General features: G+C 71.0%; 11 protein-coding genes. 9 read left to right on the top strand and 2 right to left on the bottom strand.

Annotated features, from left to right (window positions below):
• Positions 1 to 13: 13 nt before the first annotated feature.
• Entirely contained in the window at positions 14 to 979 is a 966-nt protein-coding gene (locus C8250_RS29435) for an AraC family transcriptional regulator (RefSeq protein WP_138354881.1), read from the bottom strand.
• Between the two features lie 111 nt (positions 980 to 1,090).
• Between C8250_RS29435 and C8250_RS29430 the strand changes: the two genes are divergently transcribed.
• The 7 genes from C8250_RS29430 (at position 1,091) to C8250_RS29400 (ending at position 11,187) form a co-directional block, all read left to right on the top strand.
• Positions 1,091 to 2,008 (top strand): NmrA family NAD(P)-binding protein, encoded by a 918-nt coding sequence (locus tag C8250_RS29430; RefSeq protein ID WP_138354880.1) that lies wholly within the window; start codon positions 1,091 to 1,093, stop codon positions 2,006 to 2,008.
• Between the two features lie 367 nt (positions 2,009 to 2,375).
• Entirely contained in the window at positions 2,376 to 4,361 is a 1,986-nt protein-coding gene (locus C8250_RS29425) for an alpha-1,4-glucan--maltose-1-phosphate maltosyltransferase (RefSeq protein WP_187145027.1), read from the top strand.
• The gene (gene treS, locus C8250_RS29420; RefSeq protein ID WP_138354878.1) at positions 4,358 to 6,058 is read left to right on the top strand and encodes a maltose alpha-D-glucosyltransferase; all 1,701 of its coding nucleotides are present in this window, start codon (positions 4,358 to 4,360) and stop codon (positions 6,056 to 6,058) included. Before C8250_RS29425 ends, treS begins: the two co-directional genes overlap by 4 nt.
• Before the next feature lie 224 nt (positions 6,059 to 6,282).
• The gene (locus C8250_RS29415) at positions 6,283 to 7,743 is read left to right on the top strand and encodes a phosphotransferase (protein ID WP_138354877.1); all 1,461 of its coding nucleotides are present in this window, start codon (positions 6,283 to 6,285) and stop codon (positions 7,741 to 7,743) included.
• The gene (locus C8250_RS29410; RefSeq protein ID WP_187145026.1) at positions 7,740 to 7,898 is read left to right on the top strand and encodes a hypothetical protein; all 159 of its coding nucleotides are present in this window, start codon (positions 7,740 to 7,742) and stop codon (positions 7,896 to 7,898) included. The genes C8250_RS29415 and C8250_RS29410 overlap by 4 nt, the downstream gene beginning before the upstream one ends.
• A 237-nt stretch (positions 7,899 to 8,135) precedes the next feature.
• Positions 8,136 to 10,388 carry a 1,4-alpha-glucan branching enzyme gene (gene glgB / locus C8250_RS29405; RefSeq protein ID WP_138357108.1) on the top strand — a complete coding sequence of 751 codons (2,253 nt, stop codon included), beginning with the start codon at positions 8,136 to 8,138 and terminating at the stop codon, positions 10,386 to 10,388.
• A gap of 103 nt (positions 10,389 to 10,491) precedes the next feature.
• Positions 10,492 to 11,187, top strand: coding sequence for a helix-turn-helix transcriptional regulator (locus C8250_RS29400; protein ID WP_244809438.1), 696 nt, complete (start codon positions 10,492 to 10,494; stop codon positions 11,185 to 11,187).
• Between the two features lie 17 nt (positions 11,188 to 11,204).
• Here C8250_RS29400 and C8250_RS29395 read toward each other — a convergent pair whose 3' ends face one another.
• Complete coding sequence (locus C8250_RS29395) at positions 11,205 to 12,584, bottom strand: cation:dicarboxylase symporter family transporter (protein WP_138357153.1); 1,380 nt, start codon at positions 12,582 to 12,584, stop codon at positions 11,205 to 11,207.
• Positions 12,585 to 12,720: 136 nt separating this feature from the next.
• Between C8250_RS29395 and C8250_RS29390 the strand changes: the two genes are divergently transcribed.
• A complete protein-coding gene (locus C8250_RS29390) occupies positions 12,721 to 14,385 on the top strand; it encodes a response regulator (RefSeq protein WP_244809865.1) in 1,665 nt (554 codons plus the stop codon).
• A 126-nt stretch (positions 14,386 to 14,511) separates the two neighbouring features.
• Positions 14,512 to 15,540, top strand: coding sequence for a chitinase (locus C8250_RS29385; RefSeq protein WP_138357111.1), 1,029 nt, complete (start codon positions 14,512 to 14,514; stop codon positions 15,538 to 15,540).
• Positions 15,541 to 15,543: the final 3 nt, after the last annotated feature.

The following is a 15,543-nucleotide window of genomic DNA, read 5'->3' as shown; positions in this document are numbered from 1 at the left end:
ACACGTGTGCTAATCAATGAACGTCCTGCCGGTCCCGTTTATGAACCGGCCAGTTGCCGCGGTATTCACCAGGCGTTGTCCCGAACCACTTGCGGAACGCCAGATGGAACCCGACCGCGCTCTGGTAGCCGACGCGGGGCGGCACGGCCGCCTGCGGAACCGCCGTCTCGGTGAGCAGCCGGGCGGCCTCCTGCATCCGACGCCCGGTCAGATGCCGGGCCGGCGCCTCGCCCACCAGCTCCCGGAAGGTGGCGGTGAAGGCCGACCGTGACATGCCGACCTCGCGGGCCAGCGCCTCGATCGTCCACGGTTCCGAGAAGCGGGTGGAGACGATGATGAGCGCCCTGCTGATGCCCGGGTGACGCAGCGCGGGCAGCACGGCCGGGTTGTCGGAGAGCTCGCGCAGCAGCGGGCGCAGCGCCAGCACGAAGGCCATCTCGAACGCCCGCAGGGTGACGAGTTGCGATCCCGGCTCGCCGCGCCGCTCGGCGGCGGCGAGCGAGGCGAGGGTGTCGCGCAGCAGCGGTTCCTTGTCGACCTGCGTCCGGTCCAGCACCAGCGACCACGGCAGCGCCCGGTACAGCGAGGTCGCGGCCGTCGCGTCGTAGTGCAGTCCGGCGCACAGGATGCGGCTCCGCTCGCCGGTGCCCTCCACGACGAGCACTCCTGACGTGCCGGGTTCGCGCTCCGGGAGCACCGCCCTGAGCGGGACGCCCTGCCGGCCGGGCAGATCGGAGAGGCGGTGCGCGGTCCCGGTGGGGAAGACCGCCAAGTCCCCCTGGTGGAGCTGGATCGGCGGGCAGTCGCCCGCGCTGATCCAGCAGTCGCCCTCGACCATGTAGTGCAGGATCGCGCAGCTCTGCTCGGAGTCCCCCTCGATCGCCCAGGGCGCCCGCACCGTCCAGAGGCTGTCGAACACGCCGGTCAGGCGCAGTGGCCTGAGCAGTTCGCTGAGGAGGTCGTTCCCGCCAGATTCCATGGACGAACCCTTAATCCCCGTCCCGGTTTGCTTATTGCCGCCCCTGTGCGCCCCGACCAGCCTGAGGTGAGGCGGAATCGCTGATTCATTCTAGCGAAGGGCGACACACCGATGTCGGAGGAGATTCACCAGCGTTGCTTGGTCGTGGGAGCGACCGGCTTCCAGGGGGGCGCCGTGGCCCGGCTGCTCGCCGGACGCGGGCACCGGGTCCGCAGCCTGACGCGGCGGCCGGCCGTAGCGCGCCCGGACATCGCGGGGGTCTCGTTCGTGGCCGGTGACCTCGGTAGCCGGGACGACGTGATGTGGGCGTTCAAGGGCGCCACACACGCAGTAGTGACCATGCCGTTGGAGTACGACCCCCTACGTATTGAGACGTATGCGATGCACATCGCGGAGGCCGCGCTCGAATCCGGGGTGACCCGGATCGTGTACAACGCGAACACCCGCGTGCCCTCGGACACCGCCGGAGTGGCCGCGTTCGAGACCCGCCGGATCGCCGAGGCGGTGCTGGCGGACTGCGGTGTGCCGCTGGTCGTGCTGCGGCCACCGGTGTACCTCGACAACCTGTTCAGTCCCTGGAACGGGCCGGCCCTGGTCGACGAGGGCGTGCTCGCGTACCCGCTGCCGGCCGACCGGCGGATCGCCTGGATCTCGCACGACGACCTGGCGGTCGCGGTGGCCGCCGCGCTCTTCAACGACGGCCTCGACGGCCGGGTCCTGGACATCGGCGGCGGACAGGCCGTCGACGGGAACGAACTCGCCGCCGCGTTCGCCGAGGGCCTCGGCCGGCCCGTCGCGTACCAGGCCCTGCCGCCCGCCGCCTTCGAGGCCGCGCTGGCCAAGGCCATCGGCCCGAACGCGGCCGCCGGCGTCGCCGGGATCTACCACTACATGGCGGAGGGCACGGACGAGCGGTTGATGGACGGCGACCCGCGGGAGGCCGAGCAGGGGCTGGGGATCAAGCTCACCTCCATCGCCGGCTGGGTGGCCGCGCAGCCCTGGCAGACCTGGTCCAGCCGCCCGCTCTGACCGTCCTCCGGCATATTCACCGACCAGCCGTCCGGCCCCTCCCGTCCTGCGGGGCCGGACGGCTTCTCCAACTCCCCGCAAAGTACGCACCGGTACCCCTTCCCGGGAGCTTTTGACTGCCATCCAATGGGAAGGCTCCCGGCAATGCGGAGTCACTTCATCCCCCTCATGACTCCGCCATTCGCCCGACCCTCCAACCGAGTGAACGCGGACAGGAGCGGCCATGCACGCGAGAACACGTCCACAGGAGCAGATACAAAGAGCGGGAGCACGCAAGGAAGCCGCCCGCCGCGCCGCCGCCCGCCGGCGCAAGCAGCCTCCGGAGCATCCCCCTCCTGTCCACTCCCCAGCGCTCCCAGGTGAGGCAATGATCGGTCGCATCCCCGTCCTCGACGTCCGCCCGCTCGTGGACTGCGGCCGCCGGCCGGCCAAAGCGGTCGCCGGCGAGACCTTCCAGGTCACCGCCACGGTCTTCCGCGAAGGCCATGACGCGGTCGCCGCCAATGTCGTGCTGCGCGACCCCAACGGCCGCTCGGGACCCTGGACCCCCATGCGGGAGCTGGCCCCCGGCACCGACCGGTGGGGCGCGGACGTCACCCCGCCGGCGGAAGGCCGCTGGACGTACACCGTGGAGGCCTGGAGCGATCCGGTCACCACCTGGCGGCATGTCGCCGGCATCAAGATCCCGGCCGGGATCGACACCGCCCTGGTCCTCGCCGAGGGCGCCCGGCTGCACGAGCTGGCCGCCGCCGGGGTGCCCAAGAACGACGGCCGGGCCGCCGTACTCGCCGCCGTCGACGTACTGCTCGACGAGAACAGGACCGCGGCGGAACGGCACGCCGCGGCCGTGGCCCCCGCGGTCACCGCCGTCCTCGACCGGTTCCCGCTGCGGGAGCTGGTCACCGCCTCCCGTCCGATGCCGCTGCAGGTCGAGCGCCGGCGGGCGCTGTTCGGCTCCTGGTACGAGCTGTTCCCGCGCTCCGAGGGCGCGGTCGTCAAGGAGGGCAGCCCGCCGCGGTCCGGCACCTTCCGCACCGCGGCCGAACGGCTGCCGGCCGTCGCCGCGATGGGCTTCGACGTCCTGTACCTGCCGCCGATCCATCCGATCGGCACGGCCTTCCGCAAGGGCCCGGACAACAGCCTCGTCGCGGGCCCGGACGATGTCGGCTGCCCCTGGGCGATCGGCTCGCCGGAGGGCGGGCACGACGCGATCCACCCCGATCTGGGCACCATCGAGGACTTCGACTTCTTCGTGGAGCAGGCCCGCGAGCTGCGGCTGGAGATCGCCCTCGACTTCGCCCTGCAGTGCTCCCCCGACCACCCCTGGGTCGACAAGCATCCGGACTGGTTCGCCCACCGGCCCGACGGCAGCATCGCCTACGCCGAGAACCCGCCGAAGAAGTACCAGGACATCTACCCCATCGCCTTCGACGCCGACATGCCCGGCATCGTGCGCGAGACGCTGCGCGTCCTGCGGTACTGGATGGAGCACGGCGTACGGATCTTCCGGGTCGACAACCCGCACACCAAGCCGGTGGTCTTCTGGGAGAAGGTCATCGCCGACATCAACCGCACCGATCCCGACGTGATCTTCCTGGCCGAGGCGTTCACCCGGCCGGCGATGATGCACACCCTGGCGAAGATCGGCTTCCAGCAGTCGTACACGTACTTCACCTGGCGCACCGCCAAGGAGGAGCTGACCGACTACCTGACGGAGCTGTCCGGGGACGCGGCCAGTTACATGCGGCCGAATTTCTTTGTCAACACGCCGGACATCCTGCACGCGTACCTTCAGCACGGTGGCCGCCCCGCGTTCGAGGTGCGCGCCGTGCTGGCCGCGACGATGTCACCCACCTGGGGGGTCTACGCGGGCTTCGAGCTGTACGAGGGCGACGCCGTACGACACGGCGGCGAGGAATACCTGCACTCGGAGAAGTACGAGCTGCGTCCCCGCGACTGGGCCGCGGCCGAGGCGGAAGGACGCTCGCTGGCCCCGTTCATCACACGGCTCAACCGGCTGCGGCGCCGCCATCCGGCCCTGCAGCAGCTGCGTGAGCTGGCTTTCCACCCCACGGACAACGACGCGGTGCTCGCGTACTCCAAGCGCAGCGGCGAGGACGTCGTACTGGTGGTCGTCAACCTCGACGCCCACCACACCCAGGAGGCCACCGTCTCGTTGAACATGCCGGAGCTCGGCCTGACCTGGCACGAGTCCGTCCCGGTGCGCGACGAGCTCACCGGCGAGACCTACCACTGGGGCAGGGAAAACTATGTGCGCCTCGAACCGGGCCGTACGCCCGCGCACATCGTTCATCTGCGACCGTCTCCTTCGATCGGAGGGTCACTCAGTTGATCGTCAACGAACCCGTTCCCGACACCTTCGAGGACACACCGGCAAAGGACCGAGATCCCGACTGGTTCAAACGGGCGGTGTTCTACGAAGTCCTCGTGCGGTCCTTCCAGGACAGCAACGGCGATGGTGTCGGTGACCTGAAGGGCATCACCGCCAAGCTCGACTACCTGCAATGGCTCGGGGTGGACTGCCTGTGGCTGCCGCCCTTCTTCGCCTCGCCACTGCGCGACGGGGGCTACGACGTCTCCGACTACACCGCCGTGCTCCCGGAATTCGGCGACCTCGCCGACTTCGTGGAGTTCGTGGACGCGGCGCACCAGCGCGGCATGCGCGTGATCATCGACTTCGTCATGAACCACACGAGTGACCAGCACGACTGGTTCCAGCAGTCCCGTTCCGACCCGGACGGCCCGTACGGCGACTACTACACCTGGGCGGACGACGACAAGGAGTTCCAGGACGCGCGGATCATCTTCGTCGACACCGAGACGTCCAACTGGACCTTCGACCCGGTGCGCAAGCAGTACTACTGGCACCGGTTCTTCTCCCACCAGCCGGATCTCAACTACGAGAACCCGCAGGTCCAGGAGGAGATCCTGGCCGCGCTGCGGTTCTGGCTCGATCTGGGGATCGACGGCTTCCGGCTCGACGCGGTGCCCTACCTCTACCAACAGGAGGGCACCAACTGCGAGAACCTGCCGCAGACCCACCAGTTCCTGAAGCGGGTCCGCGCCGAGATCGACCTGCACTACCCGGACACCGTGCTGCTCGCCGAGGCCAACCAGTGGCCGGAGGACGTCGTCGACTACTTCGGCGACTTCCAGCGCGGCGGCGACGAGTGCCACATGGCGTTCCACTTCCCGGTGATGCCGCGCATCTTCATGGCCGTGCGCCGCGAATCGCGCTACCCCGTCTCGGAAATCCTGGCCAAGACCCCGGCCATCCCGCAGACCTGCCAGTGGGGCATCTTCCTGCGCAACCATGACGAGCTGACCCTCGAAATGGTCACCGACGAAGAGCGCGACTACATGTACGCGGAGTACGCCAAGGACCCGCGGATGCGGGCCAACATCGGCATCCGCCGCCGGCTCGCCCCGCTGCTGGACAACGACCGCAACCAGATCGAACTGTTCACGGCACTGCTGCTGTCGCTGCCCGGCTCGCCGATCCTGTACTACGGCGACGAGATCGGCATGGGCGACAACATCTGGCTCGGCGACCGGGACGCGGTCCGCACCCCGATGCAGTGGACGCCCGACCGCAACGCGGGCTTCTCCTCGTGCGACCCCGGCCGGCTCTATCTGCCGACCATCATGGATCCGGTCTACGGCTACCAGGTCACCAACGTCGAAGCGGCGATGAGCAGCCCGTCCTCATTGCTGCACTGGACCCGGCGCATGATCGAGATCCGCAAGCAGAACCCGGCCTTCGGCCTCGGCTCCTACACGGAACTGCCCTCCAGCAACCCCGCTGTACTGGCGTTCCTGCGGGAATACGGCGACGACCTCGTCCTGTGTGTCCACAACTTCTCCCGCTTCCCCCAGCCCACCGAGCTGGATCTGCGGACGTTCAGCGGCCGGCACCCGGTCGAGCTCATCGGCGGGGTGCGGTTCCCCGCCATCGGCGAACTGCCCTATCTGCTGACCCTCGCCGGTCACGGCTTCTACTGGTTCCGGCTGCGCCGCGACCCCGTGTAGCTCCCCCAGCTACCGCTGGGAGTTACCCCCAGGCCGCCGGCCCCCGACCGGCGGGCCCGCCCGGAACACCCTCCGGGCGGGCCCGTACGGCGGTTTCCTGTCACCCGGCCGGGGCAGGCTCCCCGTGTCGCCGGACAGCCACCGCCCGTCATCCGGGAGGCTTACGCGCACTCCCCGCCGCACGCTTCCGGGCAGGGTGCGCGATTCCCCGGGGAAAGGACGTCATGTCGGACAGCTCCTGGACCCGCACCTCTCCTACCACCGGCCGTTCACCGGCCACAGCCCCCGGGCTGCTGCACTCGCTCAGCCCACTGCTGCTGGAATGGCTACCGCAGCAGCGCTGGTTCGCCGGCAAGGGCCGGCCGATCACCGGCTTCGACCTGGTGTCGGCGACCGAACTGCTGCCCCTGGGCGGCCGCCTGGGCACCCCGGGCCTGCTCCATCTGCTGCTCGACGTGGAGCAGGCCGGCCGCCGCGCCGACTGCTACCAACTGCTGCTCGGCACCCGCACGCTGCTCCCGCCCTCGCTCGCGCCCGCCGCCGTCGGCCAGGCCACCGGCGGGCCACTCGACGGTCTGACGATCTACGAGGGGCTGTACGACCCGCGGCTCACCGCGGTGCTGCTGGAACGTCTCCGCGCCCCCGGCCGCACCGGTCGGCTGCGCTTCCTCACCGAGCCGTCGGCCACCGTCCCGGCCGGGCTGGCTCCGCGGCTGTCCACCGCCGAGCAGTCGAACACCTCGGTCATCTACGGCGACGAGTACATCCTCAAGGTGTTCCGCCGGGTCTCCCCCGGCGCCAACCCGGACCTCGAACTCTCCCTCGCCCTGGCCCGCGACGGCTCCCGGCGGGTCGCGGCGCCGGCCGCCTGGTTCGAGGCGCTGGAACTGCCGGAGCCGGCCGGCACCCCGGACGGCATCGGCGCGGAACCCGCGACGCTCGGCGTGCTGCAGCGCTATCTGCCCGGGTCGGCCGACGGCTGGGAGCTGGCCCTGCGGGCGATGGACGACGGTACGGAGTTCACCGCCGACGCCCGCGCCCTGGGCGCCGCCACCGCCGAGGTCCATGCCGCGCTGGCCCGCGCGCTGCCCACCGGTTCGCTGGACCGCCGCAGGATCCAGCTGATCGCGGCGACCATGGCGCAGCGGCTGGACACCGCCGCGGCCGAGGTCCCGGAGCTGCGCCCGTACCGCACCCGGCTGAGGGCGGCCTTCCACGACCTGTCGGAACTCGGCGGCACCGGAGCGCGGGTGGCCGCCCAGCGCATCCACGGCGATCTGCATCTCGGCCAGGCGCTGCGCACCGCGGACCACGACTGGCTGCTGATCGACTTCGAGGGCGAGCCCTCGCGTCCGCTGTCGGAGCGCCGGCTGCCGGCGCCACCGGTACAGGACGTCGCGGGGATGCTGCGCTCCTTCGACTACGCCGCCCGGCACCGCGATCCGGCCGCACCGACCGCCGGCGCGTGGGCGGAACGGCACCGGGACGCGTTCTGCACCGGCTACGCCGCGACGTCGGGCACCGATCCGCGCGACCAGCCCGTACTGATACGCGCCTACGAGACCGACAAGGCCGTCTACGAAGTCCTGTACGAGGCCCGGCACCGCCCCGCCTGGCTCCCCATTCCGATGTCAGCCATCGACCGCCTCGCATCCAACCCCCCTCCGAGGAGGATCACACCGTGACCGAGCGCCAGCCGTCTCCCCTCACGCCGGGCGCGCCCGCCGCCGTGCCCACCACCGCCGTATCCCCGGCGGAGAAGGCGCCGGGCGAGCCGCTCGGCCTACCGCCTCCCCGTGACGCCCGCCGCGCTTGGCTGCCGCGCCCACACCCGCAGTGACTCCGGCGCCTGCTCCTGCTCCTGCCCCGGCTCCGGCTCCGGCGGTGTCGGAGGCCGCCGCACGGGGATACGAGTCCGGGGTGACCCGCCCGCCCGCCCGGGGAGCGCTCCCCGGCAGACGACGGAGGCCGTTCCGCCGTCCCGGGGCGAGACCCGGGACCCGGGCTCCATCACCACCCCCCGGCCCGGCCCCCCGGCCGCCGCTCCCCGCGGCTCCCCGCCGCGCCCGCCCCTGTCGTGCCGGCCAGGCCGGTCTCGCCGCCCGCCACCCCGACCCAGGACGCCGCTCCGGCGCGGGTCGCGGTCCGCGGCGTCCGGCCCGCGGAACCGCTGGACGACGCGGACCGTGGCAGGCTGCTGGACGGTGCGCACCACGACCCGCACGGGCTGCTCGGTGCCCATCCGGTGACCGGCGGCGTGCTGTTCCGGGTGCTGCGGCCGTACGCGCTGGGAGTGGCGGTCACCGCGAAGGGACTGCGCGCGGAACTGCTGGACGAGGGCGACGGGCTGTTCGCCGGGGTGCTGCCGCTGCGGGAGATCCCCGAGTACGAACTGCTGGTGCGGTACGCGGACGGCGAGCACCCCGTGCAGGACCCGTACCGGTTCCTGCCCTCGCTCGGCGAGCTGGACCTGCACCTGATCGGTGAGGGCCGCCACGAGCAGCTGTGGGAGGCGCTCGGCGCCCGGCCGATGACCCACCAGGGCGTCACCGGCACCCGGTTCGCCGTCTGGGCGCCCAACGCCCGCGGGGTGCGGGTCGCGGGCGGCTTCAACTTCTGGGACGGCACCGGCTTCCCGATGCGCTCGCTCGGCTCCACCGGCGTGTGGGAGCTGTTCGTGCCGGGGGTCGGCGACGGGACGGCGTACAAGTTCGACATCGCCCGCCCGGACGGCGGCCGCACGCTGAAGGCCGACCCGATGGCCCGCAGCACCGAACTGCCGCCCGCGACGGCGTCGATCGTCACCTCCTCGCACCACACCTGGAACGACGCCGACTGGATGGCCCGGCGCGCCGCGGTCCCCGTCCACCAGGCGCCGTTCTCGGTCTACGAGGTGCATCTGACGTCCTGGCGGCCGGGTCTGACCTACCGCGAGCTGGCGGAGCAGCTGCCCACGTACGTCGCCGACCTGGGGTTCACCCATGTCGAGCTGATGCCGGTGGCCGAGCACCCGTTCGGCGGCTCCTGGGGCTACCAGGTGACGTCGTACTACGCGCCGACCTCGCGGCTGGGCTCCCCCGACGACTTCAAGTTCCTCGTCGACGCGCTGCACCGGGCGGGGCTCGGCGTGATCATGGACTGGGTGCCCGCGCACTTCCCGAAGGACGACTGGGCGCTGGCCAACTTCGACGGCGTCCCGCTCTACGAGCACGGCGACCCGAACCGCGCCGAGCACCCGGACTGGGGCACCCTGGAGTTCGACCTCGGCCGCACCGAGGTCCGGAACTTCATGGTGGCCAACGCCGTCTACTGGTGCGAGGAGTTCCACATCGACGGCCTGCGGGTCGACGCGGTGGCCTCGATGCTCTACCTGGACTACTCGCGTGAGCACGGCGAATGGACGCCCAACCAGCACGGCGGCCGGGAGAACCTGGACGCGGTGGCGTTCCTGCAGGAGATGAACGCGACCGTCTACCGGCGCTGCCCGGGGGTCGTGACGATCGCCGAGGAGTCCACCGCCTGGGACGGCGTCACCCGCTCCACCGACTCCGGCGGGCTCGGCTTCGGGCTGAAGTGGAACATGGGCTGGATGCACGACTCGCTGGAGTACGTGGCGAAGGAGCCGGTGCACCGCAAGTACCACCACCACGAGATGACGTTCTCGATGGTCTACGCCTACTCCGAGAACTACGTGCTGCCGATCTCCCACGACGAGGTCGTGCACGGCAAGCGCTCGCTGGTCTCGAAGATGCCCGGCGACTGGTGGCAGCAGCGCGCCACCCACCGCGCGTACCTCGGCTTCATGTGGGCGCATCCGGGCAAGCAGCTGCTCTTCATGGGGCAGGAGTTCGCGCAGGGCGCGGAGTGGTCGCACGACCACGGGCCCGACTGGTGGCTGCTGGACGAGACGTACGCGGCGGCCGCCGACCACCGCGGGGTCCGCGATCTGGTCCGGGAGCTGAACCGCACCTACAACGCGACGCCGGCCCTCTGGCAGCGCGACACCGACCCGGGCGGCTTCGCCTGGATCGACGGCGGCGCGGCCGAGGACAACACCTTCTCGTTCCTCCGCTACGACGCGGACGGCGAACCGCTGGTGTGCGTCAGCAACTTCTCACCGGTGGTCCGCGAGAACTACCGGATCGGTGTTCCCGACCGGGCCTGGCAGGAGGTGCTGAACACCGACGACGCGCGCTACGGCGGCAGCGGCACCGCCACCGGCAGCACCGGGCACCCGCTCAAGGCCGAACCGACGTCCTGGCACGGGCAGGAGCAGAGCCTCCTGCTCACCCTCCCGCCGCTGGCCACGGTCTGGCTGCGACCGGCCTGACCTCCGCACTCGTACGTTCCTCCGAACCGGTGGCGTATTCACGCGCCCCGGTTCGGTGGTCCGCACCATGGGGACGCGGCACCGGCACCCCTACGCTGACCCCGTGCACCGACCCTCTTCTGATCCGCCCCGGCTGCCGTTCGACGCATCGGCGATCAGACGGCTGCGTGCCCAGCTCGGGATGAACCACTCCCACATCGCCCATGCCATGTGGACCTCCTACGGCACCCCCGTACGGCCCGAGACCATCGCCGCCTGGGAGCGCGGTGAACTCGTGCCGCGCGCCTCCGAGCTGCCCGCTCTGGCCGGCGCCCTGTGGTGCGACCCGTCCGATCTCATGAGCACGCCGACCACCCTGCTGGAACACCGCTGGGCCCGCGGTATCGCCCCTTCCGACCTGGCGCGGGCGGTCGGCATGCCGATCTCCGACTACGAACGCATGGAGGTCCAGGGCCGCTGGACCGGCAACGAGCGGCAGACCGCGGCACTGGCCGACGTGCTCGGCCTGTCGCTGCCGGAACTCCTGACGGTCACCGGCGGCGACAAGCGGCTGGACGCACTGCTGCGGGAAGCCGTGGCGACCCGCTGGCAGGCGTACGTCAAACCCGTCACGGCCCTGGTGCCGCTGCCCCGGCACCGGATCGAACCGGTGCTGCGCGGCATGCACTCGGAGTACCAGTCCGTGATGGTCGCGACCCTCAACTGGGGCAACGACGTACCCGCGTCGGGCGGCGCGGGCGGCCGGGCCTTCCTGGACACCGTCAGCGAACGCTTCTGGGCCGGCCTGCAGAACCCCTGACCGCCCTGCGCGAACCGCTAACCGGCCTTCACGGTTTCGTGGTCCCTGGGGGCCGGCATCGTGTCGGCCGTCTCCGCTGTGTCGACCTTCGGGGCCGCCTCGGCGTGGTCGTCCACCAGGGTGGACTCGTCGAAGGGCAGTTCCCCGGCGAAGACCCGGACGGCGCGGTCCTTGTCGAACTCCTTGGTCCAGGTGCCGACGAGGACCGTCGCGACGGCGTTGCCCGCGAAGTTGGTCAGGGCGCGGGCCTCGCTCATGAAGCGGTCGATGCCGATGATGAGGCCGACCCCGTCGACCAGGGCGGGCTGGTGCGACTGCAGGCCGCCCGCCAGGGTGGCGATGCCGGCGCCGGTGACACCGGCCGCGCCCTTCGAGGCGATGATCATGAAGAGCAGCAGGGAGATCTGCTGGCCGACCGACAGCGGGTCGCCCATCGCCTCGGCGATGAACAGCGAGGACATCGTCAGATAGATGGCGGTGCCGTCGAGGTTGAACGAGTAGCCGGTCGGCACGGTGATACCGACCACCGGGCGGCTGACGCCCAGGTGCTCCATCTTGGCGATCAGCCGCGGCAGGGCCGATTCGGACGACGAGGTCGACAGGATCAGCAGGAACTCGCGGCCGAGGTACTTCAGCAGGTGGAAGAGGTTCACACCGGCGACCAGCCGCAGCAGGGTGCCGAGGATCACGACCACGAAGATCGCGCAGGTGACATAGAAGCCGATCATGATCACGGCCAGCGACTTCAGCGCGCCCGTGCCGGTCTCGCCGACCACCGCCGCCATGGCGCCGAACGCGCCCACCGGCGCCGCCCACATGATCATCGACAGCACCCGGAAGACGAGCCGCTGGATATGCCCGACGCCCCGCAGCACCGGCTCCCCGGCCTTTCCGAGCGCCTGAACGGCGAAGCCGACCAGGAGCGCGACCAGCAGCGTCTGCAGCACCTGGCCCTCGGTGAAGGACGACACCATCGTCTTGGGGATGATGCCGAGCAGGAAGTCGACGGTCCCCTCGCTGCCGGCCGCCTGCTTGTGCCCGGCCGCCTTCGCCGCCGTGGTCAGGTGCAGGCTGCTGCCCGGGTGCAGCACATTGCCGACCACCAGGCCGATGGCGAGCGCCACCGTCGACATCACCATGAAGTAGCCGAGCGCGAGCCCGCCCACGGCGCCGACCTTGGCGGCCTTGCGCACCGATCCGATGCCGAGCACGATCGTGCAGAAGATGATCGGCGAGATCATCATCTTGATCAGGTTCACGAAGCCGGTGCCCAGCGGCTTGAACTCCTTGGCCACACCGGGTGCGGCCAGTCCCAGCACGATCCCGGCGACGACCGCCGCGATCACTGCCAGATACAGATAGTGCGTACGGTCCTTCTTGCGGCTCTGCGTGGTCACGTCGCGGCTCTGCGTCGTCACGTCTGCCTCCCGAGGTCTCGGTAACTTCGGTGACTATGCGCGGCCGCGTGACCGGGGTCACGTTTGCGTTCATTGAGTTCTCGGTAGGGCGTGCAGACTGTGGGGCATGCCGATGATCCGGCGCGCTCCCTCGCGTCCCCGCAGCCTCGCCGGCCAGCTGTTCGCCATGCAGGTGGTGATCGTGGCCGTCGTCGTCGCGGGGTGCGCGGTGCTGGCCTACGTCCAGGCGCACAGCCGGGCCGAGGACGGGGCGGACGGCCGGGTGCGGGCGGCGGCCGCGTCGATCGCCGACTCCCCCACCGTCCGGCAGGCCGCCCTCGCGGCGCCCGGCACCGATCCGAGCACGGTGCTCCAGCCGTACGCGCAGCGGGTGGTCGCCGACGCCGGCGTGGACTTCGTGACGATCATGGCGCCTGACGGCATCCGCTGGACCCACCCCGACCCGCAGCGGATCGGCGAGCCGTTCCTCGGCCACACCGCGCGGGCCCTGCGCGGCGAGACCTTCACCGAGACGTACACCGGCACGCTCGGCCCGTCGGTGCGGGTCGTGGCACCGGTGCGCGACGGGCCCGGCGGCCGGGTCATCGCGCTGGTCAGCGTCGGCATCAAGGTGGACGCGATCAGCCACGAGGTGCGCGGCCAGCTGACCGTACTGATCGCCGTCGCGGCCGCCGCGCTCGCGATCGGCGGCCTCGGCACGTACCTCGCCAACGCCCGGCTGCGCCGCCACACGCACGGCATGGCCGCCACCGAACTGAGCCGGATGTACGACTACCACCAGGCGACCCTGCACGCGGTGCGCGAGGGGCTGATCCTGCTCGGCGCCGACCGCCGGGTGCTGCTCTGCAACGACGCGGCCCGCGAACTGCTCGGTCTCACCGGCGAGGTCGTCGGCGGCTACGTGGACGGCCTCGGGCTGCCCGCGTCGCTCACCGGCGCGCTGCTCGCGGCCGAGCCCCGCGTCGACGAGGTGCATCTCACCGCCGAGCGGGTCGTGGTCGTCAACACCTCACCGGTGCTCGGCGGGGAGCGCCGGGGCACCGTCGTCACCCTGCGGGACCACACCGATCTGCAGGTGCTGACCGGCGAGCTGGACTCGGTGCGGGGCTTCGCCGAGGCGCTGCGCTCCCAGGCGCACGAGGCCTCCAACCGGCTGCACACCGTGGTCTCGCTGATCGAACTGGGCCGCGCGGACGAGGCGGTGGACTTCGCCACCGCTGAACTGGAGCTGGCGCAGGACCTCCATCTGCCGGACGGGCACGGTCTGCAGGTCGTCCAGGCGATGCGGGCGGCCGGTCACACCGCCGACGTCATCGCGGTGACGTCCGCCCGCGACCTCGGGGTGGTGCGGCAGGCGGTGTCCGCCGGCGTCGTGCAGTACCTGCTCAAGCCGTTCACGTTCCCCACCCTGCGCGACCGCCTCGACCGGTGGGCCCGGTTCCGCCGTGAGCTGGCCGGGGGCGAGGCCTCGGGGCAGGACGAGGTGGACCGGGCGCTGGCGTCGCTGCGCAGCCCGGAGTCACCGGTGCTGCCGAAGGGGCTCAGCGCCCCGACGCTGGAGGCGGTCACGGCAGCGCTGCGCGAGGCGGTGAGCGGGATCTCGGCGAACGCGGCGGCCGCGGCCGTCGGTGTCTCGCGGATCACCGCCCGGCGCTATCTGGAACATCTGGTGGACACCGGGCGCGCGGTGCGCAGCCCGCAGTACGGGCAGGTGGGGCGGCCGGAGCTCAGCTACCGCTGGTCCGCGTGGCCCGGCCGGGACGGCCGTACCGGCGGCTGAACGGCTCTTCTTCCCATGGCAATAGGAAACTTTCCTAACCAATCTCTTGTCGCAGGCATGCAGGACCACTAGCGTTCACGCAGCATTCCCAGAGCCAACTCCCGTACACGCTAGGAGTTCTCCCCCATGCTCGTCTTCCCGCACTCCCGCCGCGGCCGCATCGCGCTGGCCGCGACCGTAGGGCTCGCCGCGGCGTCCGCGCTCGGCGCGACCGCCCAGGCCACCACCCCCACCGCCGCGAAGGCCGCCCCGCAGGCCGCCGCCGCTCTCCCCAGCGGCATCGCGGCCCCGTACCTGTACCTCGGCTGGGGCACCCCGCCGTCCGCGACGTCCGTCATGTCGGCCACCGGCATCAAGCAGTTCACGATGGCCTTCATGCTCTCCGACGGCGGCTGTAATCCCAAGTGGGACGGGAGCCGCGCGCTCACCGGAGGCACCGACGCGTCGACGATCAACGCGATCCGCAACGCGGGCGGCGATGTCACCGTCTCCTTCGGCGGCTGGAGCGGCAACAAGCTCGAAGAGAAGTGCACCTCGGCCTCCGCACTGGCCGGCGCGTACCAGAAGGCGATCACCGCCTACAAGCTGAAGTCCATCGACATCGACATCGAGGCTTCGGCGGTCGAGAACTCCACGGTCCGCAAGCGCACCGTGGACGCCCTGAAGATCATCAAGACCAACAACAGCGACGTGAAGGTGTACATCACCTTCGGAACCACCCCCACGGGGCCCGACTCCAACGGCAAGGACCTGATCAAGAAGGGCGCCGCAGCCGGGCTGAACGCGGACGGCTGGGCGGTCATGCCGTTCGACTACGACCAGGGCGCCGTCGACATGGCGGCCACCACCAAGTCCGCGGTCGACGGTCTGAAGAACGCCGTCGCCAGCGCTTACGGGCTCTCCTCGGACGCGGCCTACCGCAAGGTCGGCTTCTCCTCGATGAACGGCATCACCGACAGCGCCGGCGAGAAGGTCACCCTCGCCAACTTCAAGTCGATGGTCTCCTACGCGACCAGCCACCACCTGGCCCGCGTCAGCTTCTGGTCCGTCAACCGCGACCGCAAGTGCGGTTCCGGCACCGACGCGGACGCCTGCAGCGGAATCAGCCAGAACAACTGGGACTTCACCAAGGCGCTCGCGGTCTACACCGGCTGAGAC

Origin of the sequence: Streptomyces sp. So13.3 (assembly GCF_005860785.2) — a bacterium.
GTDB lineage: Bacteria > Actinomycetota > Actinomycetes > Streptomycetales > Streptomycetaceae > Actinacidiphila > Actinacidiphila fildesensis.
Note: the sequence above shows the minus strand (reverse complement) of the source record. Positions and strands in the feature narration are given on the sequence as shown.

Coding starts and splice junctions, on each gene's coding strand:
- C8250_RS29435 (WP_138354881.1), bottom strand. CDS start 979: ATGGAATCTGGCGGGAACGACCTCCTCAGCGAACTGCTCAGGCCACTG.
- C8250_RS29385 (WP_138357111.1), top strand. CDS start 14,512: ATGCTCGTCTTCCCGCACTCCCGCCGCGGCCGCATCGCGCTGGCCGCG.
- C8250_RS29425 (WP_187145027.1), top strand. CDS start 2,376: ATGATCGGTCGCATCCCCGTCCTCGACGTCCGCCCGCTCGTGGACTGC.
- C8250_RS29430 (WP_138354880.1), top strand. CDS start 1,091: ATGTCGGAGGAGATTCACCAGCGTTGCTTGGTCGTGGGAGCGACCGGC.
- C8250_RS29415 (WP_138354877.1), top strand. CDS start 6,283: ATGTCGGACAGCTCCTGGACCCGCACCTCTCCTACCACCGGCCGTTCA.